The 23,667-nt window shown below is 65.9% G+C and carries 17 protein-coding genes; 11 read left to right on the forward strand and 6 right to left on the reverse strand.

Annotation, left to right across the window (positions count from 1 at the left end):
* The first annotated feature begins 31 nt into the window (after window positions 1-31).
* The 8 genes from tssE (at window position 32) to FPJ27_RS21235 (ending at window position 11,909) form a co-directional block, all read left to right on the forward strand.
* Window positions 32-517: a type VI secretion system baseplate subunit TssE gene (tssE, locus tag FPJ27_RS21200; RefSeq protein ID WP_072442955.1), complete on the forward strand. Its 486-nt coding sequence runs from the start codon at window positions 32-34 to the stop codon at window positions 515-517.
* A gap of 76 nt (window positions 518-593) precedes the next feature.
* Window positions 594-2,429 (forward strand): type VI secretion system baseplate subunit TssF, encoded by a 1,836-nt coding sequence (tssF, locus tag FPJ27_RS21205; RefSeq protein ID WP_175963195.1) that lies wholly within the window; start codon window positions 594-596, stop codon window positions 2,427-2,429.
* Window positions 2,393-3,493 carry a type VI secretion system baseplate subunit TssG gene (tssG, locus tag FPJ27_RS21210; RefSeq protein ID WP_072442958.1) on the forward strand — a complete coding sequence of 367 codons (1,101 nt, stop codon included), beginning with the start codon at window positions 2,393-2,395 and terminating at the stop codon, window positions 3,491-3,493. The genes tssF and tssG overlap by 37 nt, the downstream gene beginning before the upstream one ends.
* A 44-nt stretch (window positions 3,494-3,537) precedes the next feature.
* A complete protein-coding gene (gene tssH / locus FPJ27_RS21215) occupies window positions 3,538-6,207 on the forward strand; it encodes a type VI secretion system ATPase TssH (protein WP_204425594.1) in 2,670 nt (889 codons plus the stop codon).
* A gap of 44 nt (window positions 6,208-6,251) precedes the next feature.
* Window positions 6,252-7,373: a type VI secretion system protein TssA gene (gene tssA, locus FPJ27_RS21220; RefSeq protein ID WP_072442964.1), complete on the forward strand. Its 1,122-nt coding sequence runs from the start codon at window positions 6,252-6,254 to the stop codon at window positions 7,371-7,373.
* Between the two features lie 113 nt (window positions 7,374-7,486).
* On the forward strand, window positions 7,487-10,183 hold the full coding sequence (locus FPJ27_RS21225; RefSeq protein ID WP_204425597.1) for a type VI secretion system tip protein VgrG: 2,697 nt from the start codon (window positions 7,487-7,489) through the stop codon (window positions 10,181-10,183).
* Window positions 10,180-11,484: a hypothetical protein gene (locus FPJ27_RS21230; protein ID WP_204425599.1), complete on the forward strand. Its 1,305-nt coding sequence runs from the start codon at window positions 10,180-10,182 to the stop codon at window positions 11,482-11,484. The genes FPJ27_RS21225 and FPJ27_RS21230 overlap by 4 nt, the downstream gene beginning before the upstream one ends.
* The gene (locus FPJ27_RS21235; RefSeq protein WP_204425600.1) at window positions 11,481-11,909 is read left to right on the forward strand and encodes a lysozyme inhibitor LprI family protein; all 429 of its coding nucleotides are present in this window, start codon (window positions 11,481-11,483) and stop codon (window positions 11,907-11,909) included. Before FPJ27_RS21230 ends, FPJ27_RS21235 begins: the two co-directional genes overlap by 4 nt.
* Window positions 11,910-12,028: 119 nt before the next feature.
* Here FPJ27_RS21235 and FPJ27_RS21240 read toward each other — a convergent pair whose 3' ends face one another.
* From FPJ27_RS21240 to FPJ27_RS21255, 4 genes are all read right to left on the reverse strand, one after another.
* Entirely contained in the window at window positions 12,029-12,988 is a 960-nt protein-coding gene (locus FPJ27_RS21240; protein ID WP_204425601.1) for an OmpA family protein, read from the reverse strand.
* 4 nt (window positions 12,989-12,992) lie between these two features.
* Window positions 12,993-13,982, reverse strand: coding sequence for a type VI secretion system-associated protein TagF (gene tagF / locus FPJ27_RS21245; RefSeq protein ID WP_034183687.1), 990 nt, complete (start codon window positions 13,980-13,982; stop codon window positions 12,993-12,995).
* Window positions 13,979-17,923, reverse strand: coding sequence for a type VI secretion system membrane subunit TssM (gene tssM, locus FPJ27_RS21250; RefSeq protein ID WP_204425603.1), 3,945 nt, complete (start codon window positions 17,921-17,923; stop codon window positions 13,979-13,981). Before tssM ends, tagF begins: the two co-directional genes overlap by 4 nt.
* Window positions 17,924-18,224: 301 nt before the next feature.
* Window positions 18,225-19,070, reverse strand: coding sequence for a M15 family metallopeptidase (locus FPJ27_RS21255; RefSeq protein WP_034183689.1), 846 nt, complete (start codon window positions 19,068-19,070; stop codon window positions 18,225-18,227).
* A gap of 121 nt (window positions 19,071-19,191) precedes the next feature.
* Between FPJ27_RS21255 and FPJ27_RS21260 the strand changes: the two genes are divergently transcribed.
* Together FPJ27_RS21260 and FPJ27_RS21265 are read left to right on the forward strand one after the other, a co-directional pair.
* Window positions 19,192-20,157, forward strand: coding sequence for a phage tail protein (locus FPJ27_RS21260; RefSeq protein ID WP_204425606.1), 966 nt, complete (start codon window positions 19,192-19,194; stop codon window positions 20,155-20,157).
* Window positions 20,158-20,363: 206 nt separating this feature from the next.
* A complete protein-coding gene (locus FPJ27_RS21265) occupies window positions 20,364-21,392 on the forward strand; it encodes a transporter (protein WP_072443063.1) in 1,029 nt (342 codons plus the stop codon).
* A 27-nt stretch (window positions 21,393-21,419) separates the two neighbouring features.
* On the opposite strand, the gene FPJ27_RS21270 is transcribed toward FPJ27_RS21265, so the two are convergent.
* Entirely contained in the window at window positions 21,420-21,572 is a 153-nt protein-coding gene (locus FPJ27_RS21270; protein ID WP_072442978.1) for a DUF1427 family protein, read from the reverse strand.
* A gap of 24 nt (window positions 21,573-21,596) precedes the next feature.
* Complete coding sequence (locus tag FPJ27_RS21275) at window positions 21,597-22,574, reverse strand: zinc-binding alcohol dehydrogenase family protein (protein WP_204425608.1); 978 nt, start codon at window positions 22,572-22,574, stop codon at window positions 21,597-21,599.
* A gap of 161 nt (window positions 22,575-22,735) precedes the next feature.
* Here FPJ27_RS21275 and FPJ27_RS21280 point away from each other — a divergent pair, with 161 nt between their 5' ends.
* The gene (locus FPJ27_RS21280) at window positions 22,736-23,656 is read left to right on the forward strand and encodes a LysR family transcriptional regulator (protein WP_072442982.1); all 921 of its coding nucleotides are present in this window, start codon (window positions 22,736-22,738) and stop codon (window positions 23,654-23,656) included.
* Window positions 23,657-23,667 lie beyond the last annotated feature (11 nt).

Below are 23,667 nucleotides of genomic sequence, written 5' to 3' on the forward strand. Positions count from 1 at the left end.
CCGTTGCCGTTTTCGTAGTTCATACCGGCCGATGAAACGATTCGAACCCAGTTTTCTCGACAAGCTGTTCGACGACGAACCGCACCTGCCGGCCTCGGCAGCGATGCGGCAATTGTCGCTGGACGAGCTCAAGACCACGGTCGCCCGCGACGTCGAGGCGATCCTCAACACCCGTATCGCACACACCGAGAACGAGCTGGCCGAGCTGCCGGAATGCCAGAAATCGGTGCTGACCTACGGGCTGAACGATTTCGCGGGGTTGAGCCTCGCGAGTCACTACGACCGCGCGTTCATCTGCAAGTCGATCCAGCAGGCCATCGCGCGCCATGAGCCGCGCCTGCAGCAGGTGCAGGTGACGTTCGAGCTGAACGAGCAGGCGACCAACGCGCTCTACTTCGCGATCCAGGCGCTGCTCGTCGTGCACCCGGCCGAGGAGCCGGTGAATTTCGACGCGATGCTGCAGCCGTCGACGCTGCAGTATTCGGTCACGCGCGCACGCGCCGCGAGAATGCAGTAAATCAAGCCGCCGAGCGGGCCGGACCGCCCGGTGGTCGATCAGGTCCGGCAGGAAATATTGAGGTTCGGGGTCGTCGATGGAAGAATTGCTGCCGTATTACGAGCGCGAATTATCGTTTTTGCGGCGCTATTCGCGAGATTTCGCCGAACGCTATCCGAAGATCGCGGCGCGGCTCGCGTTGTCCGGCGAGCATTGCGAGGATCCGCACGTCGAGCGGATGATCGAGTCGTTCGCGCTGCTCGGCGCGCGCATCAACAAGAAGCTCGACGACGACTACCCCGAATTCACCGAAGCGCTGCTGGAAGTGCTGTATCCGCACTACCTGCGGCCGTTTCCGTCGTGCTCGATCGCTCAGTTCACGCCGGCTTCGCCCGGCCAGCAGACCGAACCGGTCGTGATCGACCGCGGCACCGAGCTGAAGAGCCGCCCGATCCGCGGCGTGCAGTGCCGGTTCCGCACCGCCTACGACGTGACGCTCGCGCCGGTCCGCATCTCGGAAGCGCGCTACACGCCGGTCGCGCTCGCGCCGAGCGCGACGGTGCTGCCGTCCAACGCGACGGGCGTGATCTCGATCACGTTCGAGTCGCTCGCCGCGCAGCTCGATCTCGGCGCGCTGAAGGTGCCGACGCTGCGCGCGCATCTGCACGGCGAGCAGTCGTTCGTCGCCGCGCTGACCGACTGCCTGTTCGTCAACGTGCTCGGCGCGTATGTCGAGCCCGAACGCAACGGCCGCTGGACCGCGCTGCGCAAGCTGCCGATCGAGCAGGCCGGCTTCGACGAGGACGGCGCGCTGATCGATTACCCGGCGAAATCGCATCCCGCGTATCGCCTGCTCACCGAATACTTCGCGTTCCCCGACAAGTTCGATTTCGTCGATTTCGACCTCGCGGCGATCGCGCGCGCGTCGGGCCGCTGCCAGCGCGCGACGCTGCATCTGGTGCTGCAGGACGTGCGCAGCGATTCGCACGTCGCACGGCTGCTCGAGCTGCTGACGGCAAGCCACTTCCGGTTGTTCTGCACGCCGATCGTCAACCTGTTCCGCCAGCACGGCGAGCCGATCCGCATCACGCACCGCGCGGTGTCCTACCCGGTGATCGCCGAGGCGCGCCGCGCGTTCGCGTACGAGGTGTACTCGATCGACTCGGTGAAACTCGTCAGACAGCAGGCGCATGAAGAATCGGTGATCGAGTTCCGGCCGTTCTATTCGCTGCATCACGGCGAATCGGCGCGGATCGGTCACTACTGGTTCGCGCGCCGCAACGACTGGGTCGCGCAGAAGAGCCCCGGCTACGAAACCGAGATCTCGATCGTCGACATCGACTTCGAGCCGACGTCGCCGCAGACCGACACGCTGAGCCTCGACCTCACCTGCACGAACCGCGACCTGCCGGCGATGCTCGCGTTCGGGCTCGAAGGCGGCGACCTGTTCCAGGAAGGCGGCGCGCAGACCAGCGGCATCTCGATGCTGCGCCGCCCGACGCAGAGCGTGCGCTTCGAGCGCGGCCGCGCCGCGCACTGGCGGCTCGTGTCGCATCTCGCGCTCAATCACGTGTCGCTGGTCGCGCACGGCCTCGCGCCGCTGAAGGAAATGCTGACGCTGTACGACCTGCGGCGCACCGCCGTGTCGATGCGCCAGATCGACGGCCTCGCCGGCATCGAGCAGCGCGGTGCGGTGCAGTGGCTGCCCGGCAAGCCGTTCGCGACCTTCGTGCGCGGCATCGAGATCCGCCTGACGATCGACGAGGAGCACTTCGTCGGCGCGAGCCTCGCGTCGTTCGTGCGCGTGCTCGACAGCTTCTTCGGGCTTTACGTCCACCTCAACAGTTTCGTTCAACTAGTCGTCGTGTCGAAACGCACCGGCGAGGAGATCATCCGATGCAAGCCCCGGACCGGCGAATCGATCCTGGCGTAGTCGACGCGCTGCTCGACGAGCCGCACCGCTTCGAATTCTTCCAGGCGGTGCGCGTGCTCGAAGGGCTGTTCGCGCGGCAGGCGTCGGATGCCCCCGGCGCATGGCGGCAGGGCGATGTGGTCGCGCAACGCATCGAATTCCGCAACACGCTGTCGCTCGGCTTTCCGCCGAGCGAGATCGAGGGCGCGCGCTCGTTTGACGACGACGGCACGCTGCTTGATTCGGGCGAGCAGCGCGGCGCCGCGCTCGCGGCCGGCGAGCTCGGCCACGTCGAGCTGACGCCCGCGTTCTTCGGGCTGCTCGGTGGGCAGGGCGCGCTGCCGCTGCACTACACCGAGCAGATCGTCGCGCGCGAGCACCTGAAGCGCGACCACGCGGCGCGCGCGTTCTTCGACGTGTTCTCGAACCGTGCGACCGCGCTGTTCTATGCGGCGTGGAAGAAATACCGGCTGCCGTTCCATTACGAGCTCGACCGCGACGAGCGCTATTTGCCGCTGCTGCTCGCGATCGCGGGCGTGCCGAGCGACGAGGTGCGCGACAGCCTCGCGGCCGGCGCGGGCGGCGTACTCGACGAAGCCGTTGCCGGCTACGCGCTGGCCGCGCGGCACCGGCCGATGTCGGCCGCGTACCTGCAGCGCACGCTGTCCGACTATTTCCGCGTGCCGGTGAAGATCGACCAGTTCGTCGGCAAGTGGTATGACGTGCCGCCCGACCAGTTGAGCGTGCTCGGCGAAGTCAACGCGGTGCTCGGCGCGACGGCGCTCGTCGGCGAACGCGTATGGCAGCGCGACATGCGCGCGCGGATCGTCGTCGGCCCGCTGTCCAAGCGCGACTACGAGGCGTTCCTGCCCGGCGGCCCGCAGGCCGTCGCGCTCGAACGGATGCTGACGCTGCTCGCCGGCGTCACGCTCGAATACGAGGTGAAGCTGGTGCTCAAGCGCACCGAGGTCGGCGCGAGCGTGCTCGGTGCGGGCTCGCGGCTCGGCTGGGACGCGTTCCTCTGCACGCGCGACGCGATCGACGACCGCTCGGACGCCCGCTACGAACTGCACGTGATTCACTGATTCCTAACGACAACAAACACGCAATCGAACCTGAGATCGACGCCATGAGCACGCCTCTGAAGACCCTGATCACGAAACTGAACCCGCTGTGCCGGCACGCGGCCGAGCGTGCGGCGAGCGCGTGCCTGGCGCGCGGCCACTACGAGGTCGATCTGGAGCACCTGTTCCTCGCGTTGCTCGAGGAGCCGGCCGGCGACCTGCCGCTCGCGCTGCGCGCGAGCCGCGTCGATCCGCATGCGCTGCGCGCGGACCTCGAGCGCGAGCTGACGCGCCTGAAGACCGGCAACACGCGTACGCCGGTGTTTTCGGTGCACCTGATCGCGCTGTTCGAACAGGCGTGGCTGATCGCATCGCTCGATTCGCAGCTCGGCCGCATCCGTTCGGGGCACCTGCTGCTCGCGCTGCTGACCGCACCGGACCTTGCGCAGTTCGCGCAGCGGATGTCGTCGCAGTTCGCGGAAGTGAACGTGACGGACCTGAAGCACAAGTTCGACGAGATCGTGGCAGGGTCGAGCGAAGCCGAGCCGCGCCAGGCCGATACCGACGACGGCGGCGTGGCGCCGGCCGCCGACGGTGCCGCGCCCGCGGCCGGCCCGTCGAAGACGCCCGCGCTCGACACGTACACGACCAACCTCACGCAGCGCGCGCGCGACGGCAAGATCGATCCGGTGATCGGCCGCGAAGCCGAGATCCGCCAGGCGATCGACATCCTGATGCGCCGCCGCCAGAACAACCCGATCATGACCGGCGAGGCCGGCGTCGGCAAAACGGCGGTCGTCGAGGGCCTCGCGCTGCGGATCGCGGCCGACGACGTGCCGCCGCCGCTCTCCGGCGTCGCGCTGCACGTGCTCGACATGGGGCTGCTGCAGGCAGGCGCGAGCGTGAAGGGCGAGTTCGAGAACCGGCTGAAGAGCGTGATCGACGAAGTGAAGAAGAGCGCGCATCCGATCATCCTGTTCATCGACGAGGCGCACACGATCATCGGCGCGGGCGGCCAGGCCGGCCAGAACGACGCGGCGAACCTGCTGAAGCCGGCGCTTGCGCGCGGCGAGCTGCGCACGATCGCCGCGACGACGTGGAGCGAATACAAGAAGTACTTCGAGAAGGACGCGGCGCTCGCGCGGCGCTTCCAGGTCGTGAAGGTCGAGGAGCCGGGCGAGCCGCTCGCGGCCGCGATGCTGCGCGGCATGTCGGGCCTGATGGAGAAGCACTTCAACGTGCGGATTCTCGACGATGCGATCACCGAGGCCGTGCGCCTGTCGCACCGCTACATCAGCGGCCGCCAGCTTCCCGACAAGGCGATCAGCGTGCTCGACACCGCATGCGCGAAGGTCGCGCTCGCGCACAGCGCGACGCCGGCGGCGATCGACGACACGAAGAAGCGGATCGAGCGGATCGACGCGGAAATCGCGTCGCTGGAACGCGAGGCAGCAGGCGGCGCGCCGCACGACGAGCGGCTCGGCGAGCTGCGCGGTGCGCGCGACACGGCGCTGGAGCAACTCGCGAAGGACGAAGCGCGCTACGAGGCCGAGCGCGCGATCGTCGCCGAGATCACCGAATTGCGCGAAACGCTCGACAAGGCGCGCGGCCCGTCCGAGGACGGCCAGCCGGTCGACGTGCAGGCGTCGCGCGACAAGCTCGCGGAACGCGTCGCGGCGCTGCACGCGCTGCAGGGCGGCGAGCCGATGGTGCCGCTGCAGGTCGACGGCCACGTCGTCGCCGAGATCGTCGCCGCGTGGACGGGCATTCCGCTCGGCCGGATGGTGAAGGACGAGATCGACACCGTGCTGAACCTGCAGCCGCTGCTGACCGCGCGCGTGATCGGCCAGGACCACGCGCTCGACGCGATCGCACAGCGCGTGCGCACCGCGACCGCGAACCTCGAGGATCCGAACAAGCCGCGCGGCGTGTTCATGTTCGTCGGGCCGTCGGGCGTCGGCAAGACCGAGACGGCGCTCGCGCTGGCCGACATCCTGTATGGCGGCGAGCGCAAGATGGTCACGATCAACATGAGCGAGTACCAGGAAGCGCACAGCGTGTCGGGCCTGAAGGGCTCGCCGCCCGGCTATGTCGGTTATGGCGAAGGCGGCGTGCTGACCGAGGCCGTGCGCCGCAACCCGTATTCCGTCGTGCTGCTCGACGAGGTCGAGAAGGCGCACCCCGACGTGCTCGAGATGTTCTTCCAGGTGTTCGACAAGGGCACGATGGACGACGCGGAAGGGCGCGAGATCGACTTCCGCAACACGCTGATCATCCTGACGTCGAACGTCGGCTCGTCCGCGGTGATGGCGGCGTGCCTGAACAAGCCGGCCGAGGAGCTGCCCGATCCGGACGCGCTCGCCGAGACGCTGCGCCCGCAGTTGTACAAGACGTTCAAGCCCGCGTTCCTCGGCCGGATGAAGGTCGTGCCGTACTATCCGATTTCCGACGACGTGCTGGCCGAGATCATCGAGCTGAAGCTCGAGCGGATCCGCCGCCGGATCGACGCGAACCACAAGGCCGCGTTCGAATGGGACGAGTCGCTCGTCGATGCGGTGCTCGCGCGCTGCACCGAGGTCGATTCGGGCGCCCGCAATGTCGACCATATCCTGAACGGCACGCTGCTGCCGGAGATCGCGGGCCACGTGCTTGGCCGGATCGCCGACGGCGAGGCCATCGCGCGCATCGCGGTGCGTGCGGACGAGGCCGGCGAATTCGCCTATACGGTCGAATGAGCCCCCGCGCGCGACATCTGATGCATCAACGGATTCACTGAACCATGCCGATCAATCTCCCCGAGCTGCTGACGCCGATCAGCGACGCGTCGCCCAGCGGCGACGACCTGCTGTTTTCGAACGAATTCGACGCGATCCAGGACGCGCGGCGCTACGACGATCCGACGCTCGACCAGGGCGAATGGGTGACCGAGATCAAGGAGGCCGACTGGGGCTTCGTCGTCGACCATGCGGGCGAGCTGCTGCGCGCACGCACGAAGGACCTGCGGCTCGCCGTATGGCTGACCGAGGCGCTCGCGCTCGAGGACGGCATCACCGGCCTCACCGAAGGCTATGCGCTGCTCGAGGGCCTGTGCCGCGAGTTCTGGGACAGCGTGCACCCGCTGCCCGAAGGCGACGACACCGAGTACCGGCTCGGCAACGTCGCGTGGCTGGCCGGCCGCACGGCCGAGCTGCTGCGCGCGGTGCCGCTGACGGACGGCGCGTCGAACGCGTTCAGCACGCTCGACTGGGAAGTGGCACAGCACGTCGCGCAGTCCATCAAGCGCGACCCCGAACACGCGGACGACATCGCGCGCGGCAAGCCGTCGATCGACCAGATCGATGCGTCGCGGCGCGTGACGCCGATCGCGTTCTACACGGCGCTGCTGGCGAACCTGAAGGCGTTCGAATTCGCGCTCGATGCGTTCGAGGAGCGGCTCGTCGAGCGTGCGGGCGATTCGGCGCCGAGCTTCCGGCAGGCGCGCGACGCGTTCGAGACCGTGTACCGGCTCGCCGAGCGCTTCGCGCGCGAGCAGGGCTATACGGGCAGCGCGCCGCACACGCAAGCGGCGCAGCAGGCGCAGCCCGAGCGCATCGAGCCGGTGTTCGGCAATTCGATCCAGACCGAGGAGACCCACGTGCAGTCGCAGACCGCTCCGCGTCCTCCGGTGACGCAGATGATCGCCGGCATCCAGAACCGTGCGCAGGCCGTCGACCAGTTGCGTGCGGTGGCGCGTTATTTCCGCCAGACCGAGCCGCACAGCCCGGTCGCGTATCTCGCCGACAAGGCGGCCGAATGGGCAGACATGCCGCTGCACAAGTGGCTCGAGAGCGTCGTGAAGGACGACGGCTCGCTGTCGCATATTCGAGAACTGCTGGGCGTGCGGCCGGACGAGCAGTCGTAATGACCGTGTCGGGCCAAGGTTACTCGGGGGTGTCCGAGGTGCCGTGAGAGAAAGGCTGTTTCCTGAGAGCGCGGGCCCACGCGGGATCGCGGTAGCAACAAGATGGATGACGCATGAACGTGACCGAACTCGCACAGGCGATTCGCGGTGGCCTGATTCAACAGGATCGTCTGTTGAAGACGGACATTCCGTCGTTGCCGAACAATGCACTCGTGCCGCGTCGGGCCGTGACCCATTCCGAACTGGGGCGCGATTTCAGCGTCACGCTCGATCTCGTTTCCACCGCGAGCGACATCGAGCTCAAGACGCTGATCGCGAAGCCGATGACGCTGTGGATCCAGCAGGCGAACCAGTCGTACCTCCCGATCAACGGCTATATCCATACGGCGCGCAGGCTCGGCGCGGATGGCAGCCTGTCGAGCTACCAGCTGACTTTCTCGTCATGGATGCACTTCCTCAAGTTCCGCAGCGACATGCGGTACTGGCAGGACCAGAGCGTCGACACGATCCTTGCCGACGTGTTCGGTACGCATCCGCAGGCCAAGGGGCGGTATCAGTTCGCGCTGTCGAAGCCGCTGCCGTCGCGGTCCTACTGTCGACAGAGCGAAACCGACTGGAACTTCGTGCATCGCCTGATGGAAGACGAAGGGCTGTTCGGTTTCTGGCGGCATGGCGAGGACGGCAGCGCGCACACGCTCGTCATTACCGACGACCTGCACGCGGTCGACGAACTGTCGCCGAATCTTGTCAGGTTCGACCGCTCGGGAACGGGTAGCGAAACCGCCGGTTTCACGCAATGGGCCGCGTCGCGGACCTTGCAGAGTTCGCTGCACACCACACGCACGTTCGATTACAAGTCGCCGTCCTCGGCGGCCAATCCGAACGGCACGACGTTGCCGACGAAGGCCGGCCAGGGCGATCTGCCGAACCAGACGGAAATCTACGAGTACACCGGCGCATATACGTATGCGGGCCAGGACCGCGGCGAACATCTGTCGAAGATCCGCCTGGAGGAATGGGAGTCGCGCGCGAAGCGCTTCTTCGGCGTGGGCGGCGTGCGCGGGATCGACGCCGGGCGGCGCTTCACGCTGGCGGATCACCCCGAGCACGACCGCGATGCGGCGCAAGACAGGGAATTCGCGGCATTGAAGGTGTCGCGGTACATCGAGAACAACCTGCCGATCTCGGACCACGAAGCGAATTTTCCGCACAGCCTGCAGGATCGGCTGGCACGGGTGAAAGTCGGCCACGGTGAGGCGGGCGCATTCGAAGTCGGGCATGACGACGGTTCGGCCGGGTTCTATCTCGTCGAAGTCGAAGCGCAGCGCGCGGCCGTGCCGTATCGCAGCCCGTTCGAGCACCGGAAACCCGCGATGCAGCTCGAAACGGCTGTCGTCGTCGGACCGAAGGGCGAGGAGGTTTATACGGACGAACTGAACCGGATCAAGGTCATGTTCGTCTGGGATCAGCAGAGCGCCGGTCGCGAAAACGCGTCGTGCTGGATGCGCGTCGTGCAGTCGGATACCGGCGGCGGTTATGGTGGCGTTCATATTCCGCGGATCGGCGAGGAAGTGATGATCGGCTACATCGGCGGGGATTGCGACCGGCCGATCGTGATGCATCGCGTCTACAACGGTGCCGCCAAGCCGCAGTGGCATAGCGACGGGATCCTGTCGGGGTTCCGGTCGAAGGAGTATGCGGGATCGGGTCACAACGAGATGGTGCTCGACGATGCGACCGGGCAGAACCGTGCGCGCCTGTTCAGCAGCAGCGCGAATTCGCTGCTGCATCTCGGCTATCTGATCGAACAGAGCGGCAACACGCGCGGCGCGTATCTCGGTTCGGGTTTCGATCTGCGCACGGATGCTTACGGTGCGGTGCGTGCGGCACAAGGGCTGTATGTCACGACGCACCCTAAGCAGGCGAACAGCCAGCCGCTCGATGTGAGCGAAGCGCAGCAGCAGCTCGCCAATGCCGACGGGCTGCTCGAGTCGATGTCGCAGGTCAGTGAAATGCATCAGGCCGAAAGCCTCGGTACCGGGCACGATGCGCTGAAGCAATTCACCGACGCGACGAAGAACAGTGTGGCGGGTGCGTCGTCGGGCGGTAGGACCGCCGGCGGCGGGACGGGGAGTGCGAATGCGTTCAAGGAACCGGTGATGCTGTTCGCGAGCCCCGCGGGGATCGGGATGGCGTCGCAGCAGAGCACGCACCTGGCTGCGGACCGGCACGTCAATCTTGTCAGCGGTCAAAGCACGATTATTGCCAGTGGGAAGTCATTGATCGCCAGCGTAGCAGACAAAATCAGTTTTTTCGTGCAGAACGCCGGAATGAAGCTTTTCGCCGCGAAGGGAAAGGTTGAGGTGCAGGCGCACATGGGCGATATCGAGCTCACGGCGCAGAAGGCAGTGAAAGTGTTGTCAGCAACGGAGAACATTGAGATTGCCGCCAAACAGGAAATCCTGCTGACGTCGGGTGGCGCCTACATCAAGATCAAGGATGGCGAAATCAAAATTCATGCGCCAGGAAAGATCGATTTCAAAGGGGGCGCGCACAGTTTTTCGGGGCCGGCTCAGGCGAACTATCCTTTTCCACATCTTCCCATCAATCACCTTTACGATCGACCAGTCTGGGTCGTGGATGATCAGGGTTTCTCCATTCCCGACAGGCCAATCCGCGTCCATCTCAAGAACGGCAAGACTATTGCGGGCAAGACGGACCATGACGGTGTTGCGCAGCTCGCAATCAGCGATCAGGCGGATATTCTCCGCATCGAGATTCTGAAGAAACTGAGCGGGAAGAACATATGACTCTCAATAACGATCCATCCGGATACCCATATCCGCCGACTAACGATGATGTTTTTCCGCCCTTTGTTCGACCAATGGCGGAGCCAGACGCTGATCACAGTACTGATGGCCTGGACGCGATGCCGTACGCATATGAAATGGGCAATATCTGCAAGATTGATCTTGCAGATTCGGTGCTGGAGGCGCTCCGCCGGAACGGCGAGTTGAAGGAAGCACAGCACGAAGACGATGTGCCTCTGACGAAGAAGGCGGATCCTTCTCCGCCCACGGCGTCACCACCAGCAGCTCCTGCGGCACCACCCAAAAAGAAGAACAAGAACGACAGTGCTGATCATCAGGCTCTGCTCGATCGCCTGAACAAGAAGCCGCACGTGATCGAGTTTAAGGGCGTTGTGCTGGACCGGAATGAGCGTCTCAAGATCATTGCAGCCGTCGCAGTCTGTGAGAGTGGCAAAGATCCGTTTACGGCCGAAAATCTGGACTCTGAATTTCACATGAAGATTAGTCCAAATGTGTCGTACGCACATATTGTTCATATCGGACTTTCATACGGCATCATCCAGTTTACTCAAGATAGTGGTGCGCTTGGTAGGCTGCTGCAGAAAATGAAAGGGAAGGATCCTAATACTTTTGCAGTGACGTTTGGCGATAACAACGACGAATTGATTACGCTGACTACGTCTGGGATTGACGTCAAGGGTGTTGATTATGCCTCAGGGCAGGCACATTGGAATTCGATTCGCAAGTCGTCGGAGGGCAGGAGGTTAAGTGAGCTCGCGCGAATGAATAAGCTGCCGGTTAGTAGTGAAATTCGCGGAAAACGGGTGCAGCCGATCTCAACGAATATTGGTGGCCCAAAGCAGGATCTGTGGGAGGGGGCTTGGAAACAGCGCTTTATTACTGCTGGTAAGATTGATGTTTTTCAGGAGGCGCAACTTGAATTCGCGGTTGAAGGTTACATGAATCCCGCATTAAAATTTTGCAAAGAAAACAACATTCGATCTGCGCTTGGAATCGCCTTTGTCGCCGCATGTGCTATCCGTGGCGCACCCAAGAATTTCATTACCGGGGCCGCTGCAGCGCTGGGGTTGACCACGCCTTTCTCCGACGGCGCGGATGAGAAGAAGGCAGTTCAATATATCGCGGATCTGAATTTGAAAAAAAATAATAGCATCGGTGGTAAGCTGGTGCAGAAGGATGAGATTGTTCGAGCAAAAAAACTCATAAAGGATGAGACGGGCTTTTTGGCCGAAGATCTCTATTGGACGGAGACGTATACAGATGCATACGACAAGCAATGAGTGAGGTGGAGATGAGGTCTTTTTTATTGGTTGGTGCGGTAATTTCTTTGGTGGTATCGGTGAATGCATTTGCGCTCGATTGCAACAATCCGCCAGGAGGAATCGATCCCGAAAGTGCGCAGGTGAATTATCAATGCGCCGAGAAGAGCCGGCGCGCCGCAGATTCGACTCTGAATCAAACGTATAAAAAGCTCCTGAGTACCCTCAAGGATGACCCGGACAGCGGAATCATTCCCAAGACGCAGATCGTTTCAGCTCAACGAGCCTGGGTAGCATTCCGGGACGCAGAGTGTGATTTCCGAACAAGCGTGAACGGAGGTGCGCGTCAGTGGCTGACTGTAAATCACGCCCAATGTCTCACGGAGTTGACGGCGGAACGAACAAAGGTTCTTCAGGATTACCTGAAACAGGTGCTGGATCAATGAGCATCGATGCGTTGGGCTTGCTTGATCGCTTTTGACGTAAACGCAACGGGCGGCGCCTCAATTGCCGCCGCCCGCGCACGACTCCATTCGGTTCCAGATGCTCGTTCGGCCTCGCGCGCTTACTGCCCCACCCGGAACTCGATCCTCCGATTCCTCGCCCTTCCATCCGCCGTATCATTCGGCGCGATCGGCTGGTCCGGCCCGACGCCCGTCGTCGTCATCTGCTGCGGCGGGATGCTCTTCGTGATCAGGTAACCCTTCACCGCGTCCGCGCGCGCCTGGCTCAGCGCGATGTTCGACGTCCGGTTCCCCGAGTTGTCGGTGTGGCCGATGATGTCGACCGTGCGGTTCTGCATCTTCGCGAGCGCGGCCGCCATCTGGTCGAGGATCAGCCTGCCCTGCGGCGTCAGCGTCGCGCTGCCGGTCTCGAACTCGATCGTCCGGTTCGCGAGCGTCTGGTCGAGCACGCCCTGCTCGGACGCCGACACGCGCAGCCCGTTCTTGATCGTGTAGGTCGGGTTCAGCGTGTTCGCCATGTCGCTCGCGAGCTGCTGGCGCTGCGCCTCGTTGTGCACCTCGCCCTTCATCTCGATCTGCGTGCCGTTGATCTTCAACTGCCCCTTGCTGATCTGCTTGAGCTGCGCGCCGAGCAGCTTCTGCACGTTCGCGCTCCAGTTCGGCGGCGTCGCGACGTCGCCGACCTCGATCTGGTCGACGACGTTCGTCGCGCCGTAGGTATCGCGCAGCTTCTGCAGCACGGCGGCCTTGGTCGCCTCGTCGGGCACCTTGCCGCCGACGACGACCTGGCCGGGCGCCGCGTTCGCGGGCGGCGGCGTGATCGTGCCGGCCGTGCCGTGCACCACCGTGCCGGACGCGGTCGCAGGCGCGGCGCCGGGATTCGTGTTCGACGACGGCAGCGCGGTCGTCGCGACCGAGCCGTTGCCGACCGGCGTGACGGTCGCGCCGGTGTTCTGCGCGAAGGCTGCGCCGCTGGCAACGAGGCCGGCGGCGAAAAGAGCAAGGAGGGTGGAGCGGGCGGGCGAGAGCCGCGGGCGCCGGGCGTGAATCGTGCGATGCATCCCGTCAGCCTCCGATGAACGCTTCGCGGAACGCGTCGATGGCGACGCGCAGCGAGAGTTGCGGTTGGTCGAGGTAGCTGACGAGCTTGCTGATCTGGTGATCGTTTTGCGCATGGGCGTCGATCCACTCGGGATCGTCGATGTCGATGTTGTGGGCGGCGTAGGTCTGCGGATCGACAACGCTCAGCAGTGTCTTCGCCGACGCGCCGTTGAAGCCGATGATCAGGCGTTCGCGTTCGGCGATCGAGCCGATGAAGATCGCGAGCTCGAAGTCGGCCTGTGCGACGAACGGCGCGATCAGTTCGAGCCAGAACGCGGCGACGAGGCTTCGATAGAACGGATCGACCGGCAGCGGCAGCGTGAGGCCGCGCTCGATGTGCGACGAGCCGCTTTGCATCACCGGCCGCAGCAGCGAGCCGAGCGCGAGCATCGCGCCGCGCAGCCGCACGGGGTGGCCGCTTTCGAGCAGCATCTGCTGCAGGCCGTACAGCGACTGGTGTTCGACGAAATCGTTGAAGGTGCCGTCATGCGACGTGCCCGGGCCGCCGACGTCGATCGGCACCTGCGTGTCGCCGAGCGCCTGCAGCGCGCCGGGCGGCTCTTCCTTGCCGAGCAGCGGCGGGATCTGCGTGGCGACGCGCGACCACAGCCGCGCGAACGCGAGCGGGCTGCGCGCGAGGAACGCGAGCGGCCGGTCGACCTCGAGCGCGGTTGCACCGAGGAACGGGAAGCGGCGCATCGACACGTCGTGGCTCGCGACCATGTGGCCCGCGATCGCGAGCTTGCTGCGCGAGCCGAGGAACGCGAAATGCATCGGCTTCGCATCCTCGTAGACGAGCTTCCAGCGCGGGTCTTCCGCGAGCAGTTCGAGCGCCTGCGCGATCCAGCGATCGAGTGTCTGCAGCAACTGCGGATTGTGCGGGCTCTTCACGAAGTCGCCGCGCGACGGAATCTTGCCGAAGTAGGCGATTTGCGCCTGTACGGTTTGCGTCATTGCGCCCCCTGTGCATTCGTTGCGTTGGCGGCCGCGATGGCCGGCGCTGCGCCCGGCGTGCCCGTGCCGGACTGGGTCGCGTTCTGCGCGGCGCCCGCGCTCGCGTCGGCGACCGACGACGGCAGTTGCAGGCCGCGCAGGCTCTGCTGCTGCGGCTGGTCGCCGCCGCCACCCGTCGGTTGCGACGTGCTGATGATGCGCATCGTCACCGACACGTTCACGCTGCCCTGTACCCACGTCAGGTCGAAGGTGCCGTCCGGACGGCGCTTGCGCTGCGCCGAGTTGATCAGCTTCTCGAGGCCGTATCGGCCCGGCTCGTTGACGAGCTGCACCGTGCGGCCGTCGAAGGTCGTCGCGGACAGCGTCGCGCCCGGCGAGCCCTGCGGGTTCGGCCACACGAAGTTGGTCCACTGCGGCGGCGTGTTGCGGTAGCGCAGTTGCTGGCCGTCGATCGCGATCGTGTATTCCGTCGTGCCCGTGCTCGGCTGCGGCAGGATCTGGAACACCGTCTGCGGCTCGGACGCCGCGGCCGCGCCGCCTGCCGCCCCGCCCGCGAGCGGTGCGACCCAGCGCGCGAAGCCGTTCGTGAAGTCCGGCGTGAGCCCGATGCCCATGTCGCCCCACGTGCGGGCGGCGAGCGTGTCACCGCGGCGCACCGCGAGCGGCCCCAGCGTCGTGCCGACGAACTTCGCGATCGAGCCGTCCGGACCGAACACCTGCGCGATCTCGCCGGCGCCGGCCTCGACCTTCGCGTTGGCCGCGAACGGGTACTTCGTCGCGAGCGAGTTCTGGAACGGCTGGTAGACCTGCGCGTTCCACACCTTGTTGACTTCGGCGCTGGCCGGCTGGATCACGACCGCGAACGCCTGCATCAGCGGCCGCACGAGCAGCGGACGCAGCGACTTGCGTTGCGAATCGGTGAGGCCCGTCAGCATCTGCTCGTCGACGAGCTTCAGCGACTCGGCGAGTTCCGAACCGTTGCCGTCGAGCGTCTGCTGCATCAGCTGGCGCGCGCCGGGGCCCGGGTCGCCCTGGTTCTTGATCACGTTGAAGCGGGTCCGGACCTTCGACAGCGAATCCATGTAGCCCTTGAGCATCGACGTGCCGTCATGCGTCGCGACGATCCGCGCGAGGCCGATGAACTCCTGGCCGACCGGACCCATCGGCACCTCGGCCGGATTGCCGTTGATGTCGATGTTGGCGGCCGCCACCTGGCCGGCCTGCGAGCGCGAGAACAGTTGCTTGACCCAGTTCACGACGCCCGTCTGCGCCTTCTTGATCGCCACGTTCGCGAGCGATGGGTTGTCCCACGACGTCTGGTCGTACGCGGTCTCGAGGATCTTGCGGATCGGCGAATCCTGCGGGTCGCCGAGGCGGTTCATCCCGTCGACGGCCTGGCCGAAGCTGCTGAAGCCCTGCACCGCGATGCCCTGCATGAACTTCTGCCAGTGCTGCGCGTACTCGGTCTTGTACATGCCGACCAGCGTCTTCTGGATCTGCTCGGGGCTGCCCTCGAGCGTCAGGTCGTCCTGCGTCGACGTGTTCAGCACCCAGTCCTTCGCCTGCAGTTCCTTGGTCGCCGCGTCGCGGATCGCCGGCTGCACGTAGTCGAACCACGCTTCGCGCGTGAACGTGCCCGGAATCGCGTAGCTGCCGGCCACCAGCCCCTGGTTGCCGTCGCCGACGATGCGCGCGATGGTCATCGGCGCGAAGCGGGTCGACGCGCGTGCCTTGATTTCCTCGTAGACGCGCTGGCGGGCCGGCATCCCGCGCACCACGCGGCGCAGGTTCTCGCGGGTCTGGTCAACGAGCGCGAGGTTCGCGTCGATCATCGGCCAGTCGTTGTCGTTCACGCGGGCGAGGTAGAACGAGATCATGCGCTCCGCGCTCTTGATCATCTCGTCACGCGGCATGTTGCCGCGATTCGTCTCGAGCCAGCCGCGCCAGAAGCGGGCGAGCTGGTCGGTCAGGTGCGCCTGCTCGACGTGGCGCTTGTCGGACAGCATCAGGTACGTCTTGAGCGCGTTGTACGCGTCCTGCACGTTGGTCGGCGACGCGTCGCTGTAGAGGCCGCCCTGCGGCGCGGCCGGCTGTTGCGGCGCGGCGGCCGGCGCGGTGCCGGACGCGGCCGGTGCGGCACCGGCCTGCGGTGCGGCGCCTGCCGGGTTCGTCGAGACCGGCATCGTGCCGCCCTGCACGGCGCCCGATTCGGGCGGGCGGGTCATCGGCACGAGCTGCTCGGGGTGCGCGTTCACGTCCTTCATGAACGACGCGAGGTTCTGCGACACGGGGGCCAGCAGGATCTGGCGCACGCCGTTGTAGTACTCGGTCAGCAGGTGCTGCTCGAGACGGTCGCCCTGGTACAGGCCGAGCGACACCGACAGCGGTTTGTCGCGGCGGAACTGCTCGAGCTGCTCGATCCGGTCTTCGAGGATGTCCATCGCCTGCAGGCGCGACTGCAGGTCGTTGCGACCCTGCTGCAGGCGCGTGACGTTGTCGAGGTCGGCCTGCACGTTCGAGACGAGCTGCTGGTTGCCGATCGTCGACCAGGTCCAGCCGCCGAGCGCGAGTGCGAGCGCCGCGACGAAGCCGAAGAAGGTCGCGTAGCGCAGCCGCGTCTTGGTCGGGCTGGCGAACTGGCGCACCGTCTGGCGGTCCGCGAAGATCACCTTCGAGAACAGGTCGCGCAGGAAGAAGCCGTTCTTCGAGAACGCGCTGTGCGGCTTCGGCAGCGCGGTCGCGTCGAGGCCGAAGCGGTGCGCGATGCGCTGCGCGGCCGCGCTGTTGGTTTCGCCTTCCTGCAGCGCGCTGGTGAAGTAGAAGCCGCGGAAAATCGGCTTGTACTGGAACGGATTGTTCTCGAACAGCGTCGCGAGGAACGCGCGCAGCGACGGCTTGATCGTCGAGAATTCGAGCGGGAAGCTCAACTGGCCCGGCGACAGCTGGTTGCCGCGCGACAGCGAAAGCTGCGCGACGCTGATCTCCTTCAACCCTTCGTAGAGTTCCTCGAAGTGCGTGTCGAACTGCGCGACGACGTCGCGCTTGTCGTCGGGCTCGTAGGGCAGCGTGGCGCCCCACACGCGGTCGTACTCGTGCTTGTCGCTGCTGCTGAAGAATTCGGTGAAGCCGGTGATCAGGTCGGCCTTCGTGAACATCACGTAGACCGGCGCGAACACCTCGAGCTTTTCCGTCAGCTCCTGGACGCGCTGGCGAAGGTTTTTCGCGAGGTTGATCGCGAATTCGGGGCGGTTGCCGGTGAGTTCGGCGATGCTCGCGGTGACGATGATGCCGTTGATCGGCGCCTTCGGGCGATAGCGCTTGAGCAGGCCGAGGAAGCCGAGCCACTCGCTGCGGTCTTCCTCGTGCACCGAATAGCGGCCTGCCGTGTCGAGCAGGATCCCTTCGGTCGTGAAGAACCAGTCGCAGTTGCGTGTACCGCCGATGCCGTGGATCACGGCGCTGTTCTTGTCCGCGAACGGGAACTGCAGGCCGGAATTGAGCACGGCGCTGCTCTTGCCCGCGGCCGGGTTGCCGATCACGATGTACCACGGCAGTTCGTACAGCGCGGAGCCGCCCGAGACCTGGCCGATCTTCGACGTCTTGATCGTCTTCACCGCGTCCGACAGGCGCGTGCGCAGCACGTCGAGGTCGGCCGTCTTCGCGTCGGGCGCGAGCGCGGCGGCGGCGGGTGCGGCGATCTTGCCGGTTTCCGCCTGCTCTTCCAGCACCTGGCCGAGCTGCTGGTTCGCGCGCTTCACGCGCCAGCGGCGCCACAGCGCGACGACGAGCCACAGCGCGAGGATCGCCGCGAAGGCGATCGCCGCCCACAGGAGCGGCAGCTGCAGCATGTCGGCAACGATGAAGAGGATGGCCGCTAGCGCGACGATCCCGACGATCGAGAGCGTACGCGGATGAGTCAGCACGTTGAGGATGCGTTGCATAGGACGTTCAGGTTCCGGTGCGATTCGGTGAGGCGACGCAGGCGCGCCGAGCGGCAAGGGTGGCGCCGCGATGTGTCGCCATGCTGTCAAACGGGATGAAGGGGGCCGGCATCAATGCGCCCGCGGCATCGGAGAAGGCGCGCGCATTAATGAAAGGACGCTGTGAGATTTAAAACGGAAGCGGCGGCCGCAAAAAATCGCGCACCGGAATGCCCGATCGATTGCGCCGCCCGAATCGTTTCCTGCCGGATGATTAAAAAGCCCCATGCCGCCCTCATTATTTCTTGTCCGGCAGCCCTGGCTAGCTGCCGCGTCCCAGTTTAAAACCGGGTTTATGGTATTCCACGTGCCCGAGATCCATCATTTTCCAGCGGCCCCCCCAGGTCAGGCCGACCTGCTCGGCGACCTGGCCGTACAACTGGTAGCCGCGCATCGCCCACGGATCTTTCTCGGAAATGACCAGCTTGCCGTCGCGCAGGAATGCGTTGTCGGCCGCCAGCCCGAATTGGTGATAACTCTGGAAGGCGGCCGCATTGGTCACGTTGCTGCCCATCTGCGCCAGCCGGTTTTGCCGTTCCGGGCTCCGGTAACCTTCCAGCAGCGCCATTTCATAACCATATTGTTCGTGCATGATCTTGTAGACCAGCAGCAAACGCGTACGGAAATCCGGGTCCAGCAGGTTCCAGTCGCGGCTCGCATCCTTCAGCGCCGGGCGCACCTGTTCGACTTCCCGGGTGGCAAAGACTTCCGGCGGCAGCGGCGGAGGCGGCACGAGCTGTTCGCCCTGCAGCAGCGCGGCGATCTTCTCGTCGGGCACGCGCGCCGTGTCGTCGTACTGGAACAATTGCCGGCCGCGTAACGCAATGGCGACCAATGGCGGCGTCGCAAGAATACCTGCCGATACCGTAATCATCAAGCGCCGCCGAACCAGTAAATTTTGCACATCGTTTAATGCGCCGCGCGTAGCGCTTGCCGATTTAACAATCTGACTCCGCGTACGCGCGGCGCGATCGTTCGCACGGCGCGTAAGACGGCCGTGAAACTGGGCGACGGATTCGAAAACCGTCGCGCGGATACCCGGTAAAAGCAACAGTGCCGCAACCGCGACGGCAAGGGCGAAATAGGCGACGAGTGCGACGGCAATCAACGAAATCCCCGGAAATTGGAATTGATTGTGTTTTGCAATGCTTGCTCTTAGAATCAGGCTGCTTTGAGAGGCCGGGCTATATTATCGCGGTGAATTAAACCAGGATTCAATGAGACGCTGAATGAGTGCGCCGGAAAATTCAAATTCGAAAACTCCACCCAGCCTGCTGTCCGATACTAAACCGGAAGGCAACGGAGGAGCTCAGCAGTCTCGCATTCTCGCGAATCTGGAAGGGCGTGTCACGCCGCCCGCCGAGCCGGCGCGCCGTTCGCTGAAGGCACCGATCGCGGCCGTCGTCGCATTGGTGGTTGCCGTCGGCGGCTGGGGCGCATGGCGCATGCAGCAGCATTCGGGCGAGCAGGCCGTCGCTGTCACGGCTGCCGCCGCGCCCGCAGCGGCCGAATCTGCGAAGGCCGCACCGGCCAGCGGTGCCGCCGCGCAGGTCGCGCAGAATGGCGCGTCCGCCGCGCAGCCGGCCACGATCGTCAACGACGATTCGGCTTCCCGGACCGTTGCATCCGCATCGTCCGCGTCCGGTGCGGACAACAGCCGCCTGTCGCGCGCGCTCGCCGATGGCGCCGACGACGCATCGGGCGCAGCCACGGCCGGCGCTGCCGCAGCCGCCACGGCCGCCGCGGCTGCGACGACGAAAACCGCGAAGGCCGACGCCGCGAAGAGCACGAAGGTCGCGCAGGGCAAGGCCAACACGAAGGCCGAGACGAAGGCCGAAGCTCGCAAGCATCGCAAGGAACAGGAAGCCGAGCTCGCGCAGGCGAAGAAGCGCCGCGATGCGGCGTCCACGCGTACCGCGAGTGCGAAGGCGGCCGGGAAGGACGATCCGGATGCCGATCTGCTCGCGGCGCTCGTCGCGCGCACGAAGCCGGCCGACAAGAAACTCGCCGCGCAGAAGGCGCAGGCCGTGCCGACCAAGACGGCGGCGGCGACCGGTTCGCTTGGGGCGCGTGTGAAGGAGTGTTCGGAGCGCGGCTTCTTCGAGGATCAGTTGTGCCGCTGGCGCGTCTGCGACGGCCACTGGGGCAAGGACCCGGCGTGCCCGAACGCCGCGCAGTCGGAGACGCGGCAGTAACGCGTCTTGCACATGCCGCGATGCCGTATCTGCGCCGCCCGTTGGGCGGCGCGTTGCTTTTGGGGCACGGAAGCTGCCGGTATCATGCGGTGCGACACTGTCACGAGTGCGTCACGCCCGTCGGGCATACGTCTCCTTTCTTTTCCCGGCGCGGGCCCGCGACCCGCGATGTGCGGCGCGCCGCGCATCGCACGACTTTCGACACGATGGACCTGATCGTACAGACTTACGGTGCCGATACGTCCGGCATGGTGTGCGGCTTCCGCTTCGTTCCGGGCGGATCCGGCGCAATGCTCGACGCCGATGCGGCCGCCGCGTGGCTGCGCACGTGCCGCGAGCGCGACGCGGTCGCGTCGGACGATTTCGTCTGGCTGCACTTCAATCTCGCGCACGGCGCGAGCGAGCGCTGGATGCGCACGCATCTCGGGCTGCCGGACAGCTTCTTCGCATTCCTCCACGAAGGTTCGCGCTCGACGCGCATCGAGCAGGAAGACGGCGCGTTGCGCGCGATCGTCAACGACGTGATGTTCAACCTCGAGCTGACGCCTTCGGAGATCGCGACGCTGTTCGTCCATGTCGAGCAGCGCATCATGGTCACCGCGCGGCTCAAGCCGCTGCGCTCGGTCGACACGCTGCGCGCATGCGTGCGCGACGGCGAGCAGTTCCGGTCGCCAGCGGAACTGCTCGTGCACCTGCTGCGCGACCAGGCCGACCTGCTGATCCAGATCATGCGGCGCACGAGCATCGACGTCGATCGCATCGAGGATCGCTTTTTGTCGCAGCGGCTCACGTCGAGCCGCATCGAGCTCGGCGCGATGCGCCGGACGCTGACACGCCTGCAGCGCATGCTCGCGCCCGAGCCCGGGTCGATCTTCCGGCTGCTCGCGAAGCCGCCCGCGTGGCTGCACGTGGAAGACACGCAGGAGCTGCGCGAATCGACCGAAGAGTTCTCGCTGGTGCTCGGCGATCTGGCCGGGCTCAACGAGCGGATCAAGCTGTTGCAGGAAGAGATCGGGTCGCGTCTCGACGAGCAGAACAACCGGACGCTGTTCACGCTGACGCTCGTGACCGTGATCGCGCTGCCGATCAACATCGTCGCCGGCTTCTTCGGGATGAACGTCGGCGGCGTGCCGTTCTCGGAGAACAAGCACGGCTTCTGGCTGATGGTGCTGCTCGTCGCGGGCTTCACCGCGCTCGCCGCATGGTGGGCGTTCCGACGTCGCGACGATCGCTAGCGCTAGCGCCGGCGCCGTTTCAGCGCGTCAGCGCAGCAGCGCGATCGCGCGTTCGCCGATCACCATCCCGAGCAGGCCGACGAGCGCGACGAGCGGCGGGGCCGGCGAGCGCACGTGCAGCAGCGCGTACACCACGCCGACGCCGAGGCCCACCGCGAGCGAAGTCAAGTAATCCATCATGGCGGTCTCCCGTGCGGTCCGGCGTCAGGGCTTGAGAATGACGCGCTCGCGCGCACCGGCCAGCACCGCGCGATATGCGTCGTGCGCACGTTCGAGCGGGTACACGTAGTCGTTGCCGATCGGAAACGGGCGCAGCGTGCCGTTGCCGAAGCCGGGTGCGAGCGTGTCGAGGATCTGCGCGACCGCGGCGCCGCCGAGCTGCAGCGAATCGATACCCACGTACGTATGCTGGCCGCGATAGAACGCGAAGATGTCGAACGGCACGCTGCGGTCGATCGTCGAGATGAAGATCTGCCGCGCACCGATCGCCATCGATGCGTTCGCGGCTTCGAAATACGGGCTGCCGACCGTGTTGTAGACGATGTCCGCGCCGCGGCCGCCGGTCGCCGCGTGCACGGCGTCGGCGACCGGCAAGCTCGACGCGTCGATCATGTGCACGTCGCCCGATGCATGGCCGCGATAGCCGCCGGGGCCGCGCTCGACGCCGATCACGGTCGCGCCGCGCGCGCTCGCGAGCTGGATCGCGGCCTGGCCGACCTTGCCGTTCGCACCGAACACCAGCACGACGTCGTCGGCCGTCGGCATGCCGGCCCGGCGCAAACCCTCGTACGCGGTGACGAACGGCACTCCGACGCCGGCCGCTTCGTCGAGCGTCAGCACGGCCGGCTTGCGACGCACCAGTGCCGCGTCGAGCACGAGGCATTCCGCGTGCGAGCCGTCGCGCCCCACGCCGAGATCGCCGCCCGATCCCCACACGGGCGCACCGATCCACTCGGCAGGGCCGCTGCGCACGATGCCGGCCCAGTCGCGCCCCGGTGTGCGCGGCCACACCGCGTGCGGCATGCGGCCGAGCGCGGCCTTCACGTCGCTCGGGTTGACGCCGGCCGCGCGCACCTCGATCAACATCTGGCCGTCGGCCGGCACGGGTTGGTCGATTTCCCTGACGCGCGCGTCGAGCGACTCGATGTCGGCGGCGGGGGCGTCGAAGCGGATGCTGCGCATGATGATCTCCGTGGCGGATGGTTGCCGCGCTGCCCGGCGGGCCGGCGCGTGCAACGGGTGGAAAGGATGAATGCAGTCTAGTCGGGGCGATTTGACGTGGAAATACGCAAAGGCGGATGATTGTTTTGCGATTTACGCATAGCAAAACCCGAGGCCCCTGAATGGACGACTTCCTTTCCCCGCATCTGGCGCTGTTCGTCGACGTGGTCGACCAGCAGAGCTTCTCGGCGGCCGCGCGCCGGCTGGGCGTCGCCGCGTCGTCGGTCACGCGGCGCATCGACCGGCTCGAGGCGCAGCTCGGCATCCGCCTCCTGCATCGCACCACCCATGCACTGCGGCCGACCGAGGCCGGGCAGTTGCTGTACGGGCGCGCGCAGCGGATGCTGGCCGAGCTGCGCGGCCTGCAGGAAGACCTGCACAGCCAGCACGACGAGCCGAGCGGGCTGCTGCGCGTCGACTGTCCGGCGCCGTTCGGCCGCCTGCACCTGATGGCCGCGCTGGCCGCGTTCATGCAGCGTCATCCGGCGCTGCAGGTCGACCTGGTGCTGACCGACAGCATGGTCGACCTGCAGGGTGCGCGGCTCGGCTCCGACGTCGATCTCGCGGTGCGCGTCGGTCCGCTCGAGGACACGCGCTTCGTCGCGACCGTACTGGCGCCGCAGCGGCGCGTGCTGTGCGCGAGCGCGGCCTACCTCGCGCGGCGCGGCGAGCCCGAATCGCCCGACGCGCTCGCCGGACACGACTGTCTCGCGTGGCATGGCGCGCCGCCGCCGGGCGCCTGGCGCTTCGGCGACCGCCGCCACGCGCCGGCGCAGCCGAGGTTTCGCAGCAATCATTCGGAGGCGTTGCTCGAAGCGGCGATCGACGGGCTCGGTCTCGCGCACCTGCCGACCTGGCTCGCCGGGGATGCATTGCGCGACGGACGGTTGCGCGCGGTGCTGCCGCAGTATGCGGCGGCGCCCGAGCACGCGACGATCCACGTATTGCGCCAGCAGGCTCGCGGCAGCGCGCGTGCGTCGCGGCTCGTCGCGTTCCTGGCAACGTGGTTCGCGCAGCCGGCGTGGGATGCCGCGTGGGCGTAAGCGCAGGAAGA

Source organism: Burkholderia sp. MS455, from assembly GCF_016899445.1.
Lineage (GTDB): Bacteria > Pseudomonadota > Gammaproteobacteria > Burkholderiales > Burkholderiaceae > Burkholderia > Burkholderia pyrrocinia_C.

Coding starts and splice junctions, on each gene's coding strand:
- tssE (WP_072442955.1), top strand. CDS start 32: ATGAAACGATTCGAACCCAGTTTTCTCGACAAGCTGTTCGACGACGAA.
- tssF (WP_175963195.1), top strand. CDS start 594: ATGGAAGAATTGCTGCCGTATTACGAGCGCGAATTATCGTTTTTGCGG.
- tssG (WP_072442958.1), top strand. CDS start 2,393: ATGCAAGCCCCGGACCGGCGAATCGATCCTGGCGTAGTCGACGCGCTG.
- tssH (WP_204425594.1), top strand. CDS start 3,538: ATGAGCACGCCTCTGAAGACCCTGATCACGAAACTGAACCCGCTGTGC.
- tssA (WP_072442964.1), top strand. CDS start 6,252: ATGCCGATCAATCTCCCCGAGCTGCTGACGCCGATCAGCGACGCGTCG.
- FPJ27_RS21225 (WP_204425597.1), top strand. CDS start 7,487: ATGAACGTGACCGAACTCGCACAGGCGATTCGCGGTGGCCTGATTCAA.
- FPJ27_RS21230 (WP_204425599.1), top strand. CDS start 10,180: ATGACTCTCAATAACGATCCATCCGGATACCCATATCCGCCGACTAAC.
- FPJ27_RS21235 (WP_204425600.1), top strand. CDS start 11,481: ATGAGTGAGGTGGAGATGAGGTCTTTTTTATTGGTTGGTGCGGTAATT.
- FPJ27_RS21240 (WP_204425601.1), bottom strand. CDS start 12,988: ATGCATCGCACGATTCACGCCCGGCGCCCGCGGCTCTCGCCCGCCCGC.
- tagF (WP_034183687.1), bottom strand. CDS start 13,982: ATGACGCAAACCGTACAGGCGCAAATCGCCTACTTCGGCAAGATTCCG.
- tssM (WP_204425603.1), bottom strand. CDS start 17,923: ATGCAACGCATCCTCAACGTGCTGACTCATCCGCGTACGCTCTCGATC.
- FPJ27_RS21260 (WP_204425606.1), top strand. CDS start 19,192: ATGAGTGCGCCGGAAAATTCAAATTCGAAAACTCCACCCAGCCTGCTG.
- FPJ27_RS21265 (WP_072443063.1), top strand. CDS start 20,364: ATGGACCTGATCGTACAGACTTACGGTGCCGATACGTCCGGCATGGTG.
- FPJ27_RS21270 (WP_072442978.1), bottom strand. CDS start 21,572: ATGATGGATTACTTGACTTCGCTCGCGGTGGGCCTCGGCGTCGGCGTG.
- FPJ27_RS21275 (WP_204425608.1), bottom strand. CDS start 22,574: ATGCGCAGCATCCGCTTCGACGCCCCCGCCGCCGACATCGAGTCGCTC.
- FPJ27_RS21280 (WP_072442982.1), top strand. CDS start 22,736: ATGGACGACTTCCTTTCCCCGCATCTGGCGCTGTTCGTCGACGTGGTC.